General features: G+C 55.1%; 1 protein-coding gene. It reads right to left on the bottom strand.

Going from position 1 to position 3061, the window contains the following annotated elements; all coding sequences use genetic code 11:
* Nucleotides 1–246: 246 nt before the first annotated feature.
* Complete coding sequence (locus KX729_RS33325; protein ID WP_219746698.1) at nt 247–1278, bottom strand: fatty acid desaturase; 1032 nt, start codon at nt 1276–1278, stop codon at nt 247–249.
* Nucleotides 1279–3061: the final 1783 nt, after the last annotated feature.

Below are 3061 nucleotides of genomic sequence, written 5' to 3'. Positions count from 1 at the left end.
GTCGTAATCTCCAGCCGCTTTAGTCTGGTTGGACCCACATCCATCACCGGATTGGTACGGTATCGCTGCAGCCGCTGCAATGTATCCGAAAGACTTCTCATGGAGCATCCTCGCTAATCGCGGAATGGAATCGACCTCCCAGATATTCTAGGTAATGCTGCACCGCACAATTGCAAGTGCGGAACGCCGGATAGAGATCGGCCGAGTTCACTGCAAATGCCACATCAGACCCGGCAGATAATGCGATCATTGGGCTTCCTTCTCGGCTTGGCTAAAGGAAATCAATCGCTGCGTTTTCTCGTTCCAAAGCACGAGCCGGACTGACGCTAGACTGTCGCGAATGCCAATGCGGCCGATATTCGCAAGCTCAGGATGGTCACGAAGCACTTCAGGCAGCCGATAAAACGGTACTCGGCTGGAGAGATGATGAAGGTGGTGCATGCCGATGTTGCCGGTAATCCACCGCAAGGGGCGAGGCAGATCGTAGTGGGAGGCTCCATGCATGGCTGCGTACGGGAATGCCCATTCTGGCGGCCTCGACCAGTGGGTCTCCTCGAACTGATGCTGGACATAGAACAGCCAGACGCCCGCGGATCCGGCGATGAGAACGACCGGCAGATGGATCAATAGAAAAGGGATTATGCCCACGCTCCAAATCAACACGGCCGCTAACAGGGCAACGGCGAGGTTCGTTGCCATTGTAGAAATCCAAGGCAGGGCGCCCGATCGCATCATTCCGAACGGCAGCCGTTGCTTGATGAGAAACAGAAAGGCAGGGCCGATCCCGAACATCACAAAAGGATTCCGATACAACCGATAGCCAAGTTTGCCCATCAGCGTCAGATCGCGATACTCCGATACCGTGAGTGTCTTTATGTCGCCAACACCGCGTTCATCGAGATTGCCGGCCGACGCATGATGTTCATTATGTGCACGCCGCCAGTAGTCGTAGGGCGTGAGCGTCAGGACACCGAGGGCGCGCCCCGTCCAATCATCCAAACGCCGATCTGCGAATAATGACCCGTGCCCGCAGTCATGCTGCAGCATGAACAGCCGCAGCAGAAAGCCGGAAGCCGGGATGACCAGCACCAGGCCAATCCAGTAACCGGACTGCAGCGAGATTGCCGCGGTGGCCCAAAAAAGCGCGAACGGGATCAAAGTGACAGCGAGTTCGAAAAAGCTTCGCGCCCGCACAGGATAGCGGTAGCTGGCGATGATCTTGAGCCAGACCAGTTCGGAGCGAACGTCGAGGTTGACAGGCTGCTTAGTCGTGGTCAACTTTCATCTTTCGCATCGTGAGATCCAAAGCTTGCAGCTTGCAACAAGCGCTCTCGTTTCAAGTCACAAATGGTTTCGATCATTCGACGCGTCGGTGGAGAGGATACGATGGCGCGTCGTAAAGCACACGGATCTGTCGAAGATCGAAACGGGCCTCATCGACTTCAAGAAAACAGCCCAACTGCTGTGCGCCAGGCATATCTTCCACCGCAAAACGAAGGGCCTCGGCCGCTGTCTCAAAACGCCGGTAGCGTGAACCATTAAGACCTCGAACCGCTTTCCCAGCGTACAACCCCGCCGAACCTGTGTAATCGAATTGGGTCAGGTGGTTGCCCTCCAGGTCACGGAGAGACGCTGAGCTTCGAGGCGGGAGGCTTCCCTAACGATTCGCTCCGTTTGTCTTTGCTCGCGCAATCGCTTCTGCATCTCTCGTCGCAGGTTCTGGAGCTTTTCGGCATCCGAGCCTTGCTCGACACTTGCAGCGCTAAAGAGCTTGTCCGCTGATTTGCGGAATATGTGGTTCATCATGAATTCCTTGAATGGTGATAGCGGCCGATGACGTTAAATCGCCTGGCCCAAGTCTCAGTCCGCGGCTTTGAATTCGCTACATATGGACCAGCACTCCCCATGTGTGGGAAGGCACCGTCGCTATGAGGCTGGCAGCAAGTGCCCATCCCACTGCGATGCGGAACGTGAAAGCGTCCTCATTCCCACCAATGGCAGGGATTTCAGGCTGCTCGTACTCAATACATTTCCGAGGGTCTTTGTTCGTTCGTTGTACCCGAATGAACTTGTTCGCACCAAATTTCGCGAGACGCACGCTGCATATTCGTTGGAAGACATCGCGTCCTCTTTCTGTCTGGGGTAAGGCCGTCAGCAGAAGCTTTTGACGCCGACGGGAACGGCTAAACCCGCCTAATCCCGGCAACACTTCCCGGAAAGATCGACCGGCCGGAACAATTGCGCGAAGTCCCGGCGCAACTCGAACATCACAAGCATTGGTCGATGTAAGATATGTAGTGACAATTTTTGATTTAACAATGTCCACGGTTGGATGTAGAGCTGAGCTCGCCGTCTCTCCTCAAATCCTCACTTGGGAGCAAGGTGGCTTATAAGGCGATATCATCGCTAGAGAGCCCACCCGAACTCAATGGTCCGGCCGTGACTGCAGAAGCGGTAATCTTAGCGTGGCTTACGGCAGCATTGGCCGCGGTCATCCGGAGGTCTTCGAGGCCGTCCCAATAACCCCACTAATGAGACAACGCTGCCGACGGTTTCTCGCCTCCTGTAACAATGAACAAGGGAGGCTTTTGCCTTTGTGCGACCCGCCGCGTATGCGTCGTCAAGATGGCGCCAAAAAGCATTATCGTACGTCTTTTACAGAGCAGCTGATTTGGTAGATTTTGCTGAAAAGGTAGATTTTAGGTTTTGCAACCGGAAGAAATCGTTGCTTTTCAGCGATGCCGCTGACGGAGCCAGGGTCAGCGCTGTTATTTAATTCTGAAGACGTTAGCGGCACATGGCAGGCCTGCAACTCGGGTTACGTGAGCCTAAAGTCCCACGGCACTCAGGCTTAAGCCGTATGGAACGGTCGCCATGGTTCCTATCTGCCCTTCAAACTCTAGGAGGCCGTGCCACGAGCACAACGTCAGTTCCCGCCGTGGGCTCAACGCTTCCGCGAACTGAGGTGCAAAAGATCTGTCAGGAAGGCAAGACTGCCGCCACCTTTGGGCAGGCTATCGTAGTGTCACCGTACCTCTTCGACGATGAGCGGCAAGCGATC

This window comes from Neorhizobium populisoli (assembly GCF_019430945.1).
Classification (GTDB): domain Bacteria; phylum Pseudomonadota; class Alphaproteobacteria; order Rhizobiales; family Rhizobiaceae; genus Neorhizobium; species Neorhizobium populisoli.
This window is presented reverse-complemented; position numbering and strand designations above follow the sequence as displayed.